A 1,738-nucleotide genomic window follows, 5' to 3' on the forward strand; every position below is an offset into this window, starting at 1 on the left:
GCCCTGCGCGTAAAGATAGTCCCGCGTGAGGGGTACGGATTTGTGGCTCTTGGAAAGCTGGAACTGGTAGACGCCCTGCATCTGCTGTTCGAAGGCCGCGATGCAGATCGCGAAATACCAGCGGAACATCGCGATGAACCGGTTATCATAGGTGCGCCGCAGCTGGTCGGAGTGGGCTTCGAACCGTTCGCGCCAATGCCGCAGCGTCTTGGCGTAATGCAGGCGCCAGATCTCGATATCCGTCTGCCAGAGGTCCGCGCGTTCCATGGGCCCTGCCAGTTCGGAGAGCGAGGGCACATAGCCGCCCGGGAAGATATACTTGTTGAGCCAGACCGAATGGGGCGCGGGCGGGGCGCTGCGCCCGATCGTATGGATGAGCGCCGTGCCGTCGGGCTCCAGCAGCCGGGAGACGGTGGCGAAATAGGTGTCGTAATTGGGCACGCCCACATGTTCGAGCATGCCGACGCTGACGATCCGGTCGAATCTCTCCGTCACCGCGCGGTAATCCTGCAGCCGGAAGGTCACGAGGTCTTCGAGCCCTTCGTCGCGGGCGCGGGCCTGTGCCGTGGCGAGCTGGTTCTGCGACAGCGTGATCCCGGTGACGCGCACCTTGTGGTCCCGCGCCAGCGTCAGCGCCATGCCGCCCCAGCCACAGCCGATGTCGAGCACGCGCTGCCCCGGCTCAAGCCGCAGCTTGGCCGCGATATGCGCCTTCTTGGCGGCCTGCGCTTCTTCGAGCGTCATGTCCGGCCGGGCGAAATAGGCGCAGGAATACTGCATGTCCTCGTCGAGGAAGAGCCGGTAGAGATCGTCCGACAGGTCGTAGTGATGCGCCACGTTGGCCCGTGCCCGGGAGGGTGCATTTTTCTGGATCCAGCGGCGCAGGTGAAAACGAGCGGTATTGGAGGCATTGACCCATGACGGCATCCGCCCCAGCCGCCGGTTGCGGAGGATGACCGCGAGGAAATGATCGAGCGTGGTATTGGGGAAGGTCAGCGTGCCTTCCATGTAGCGTTCGCCCAGTGCCAGTTCGGGATTGATGCAGAGCGCGCGCAGGGCGGCTTCTGAATGGATGGCTATGGCCGCCTGTTCGCCGCTGTCGGGGCCGTAGTGTTCCGTCGTTCCGTCGGGATAGGTGACATGCAGCCTGTCACATACCATCATGCGATTGAGAAACTGCGCGAATACCTTGCGCCACATGACCCTTCCCCATGTCTCGTTAACGTCTTGTCACAAATACGTTAAGTAACCCGGCGCGCAGGTCAAGCCATGGTGCGTTCAGGCACTAAGGAAAACCCGAAGCGCTTCTTCGAAGGCGCGGGGGCGGTCCGCGTGCAGCCAGTGACCGGCGCCCGGCAGCTTCGCAAAGCGCGCCTGCGGAAACAGCGGTTTGATGATTTCCCGGTGCTCGGGCAGCACATAGTCCGACTCCGCCCCGGTCAGGAACAGGCTGGGGCCGTCGAACCGACCGGTGATGTCATCGGGCCAGCCCACGATCCGGTCCATCTCGCGTTCGAGCGTATCGAGATTGAGCCGCCAGCGCCGATTGGCAAGATCGAGCGATTGGGTGAAGAAACTGCGCAATGCGGGTTCCACCCCCGCCGCCGCCAGTTGCTCCTCCGCCTCCGACCGCCGGGTGACGGCGGACAGGTCGACCGCGCGCATCGCATCGATGAACTGTTGTTGCGTGTGGCGGTAGGTCACCGGTGCGATGTCGGCCACGATCAACCTGCGCAAG

The 1,738-nt window shown here is 63.6% G+C and carries 1 protein-coding gene and 1 pseudogene; both read right to left on the minus strand.

Going from position 1 to position 1,738, the window contains the following annotated elements; genetic code table 11:
• Positions 1-1,200 (minus strand): SAM-dependent methyltransferase (locus A3764_RS17285; protein WP_067927529.1); only part of this gene is annotated, 1,200 nt, incomplete at its 3' end.
• A gap of 78 nt (positions 1,201-1,278) precedes the next feature.
• Positions 1,279-1,738: pseudogene (locus A3764_RS17290) on the minus strand (alpha/beta fold hydrolase); the annotation flags it as partial.

Source organism: Sulfitobacter sp. HI0129, assembly GCF_001635395.1.
Classification (GTDB): Bacteria; Pseudomonadota; Alphaproteobacteria; order Rhodobacterales; family Rhodobacteraceae; genus Sulfitobacter.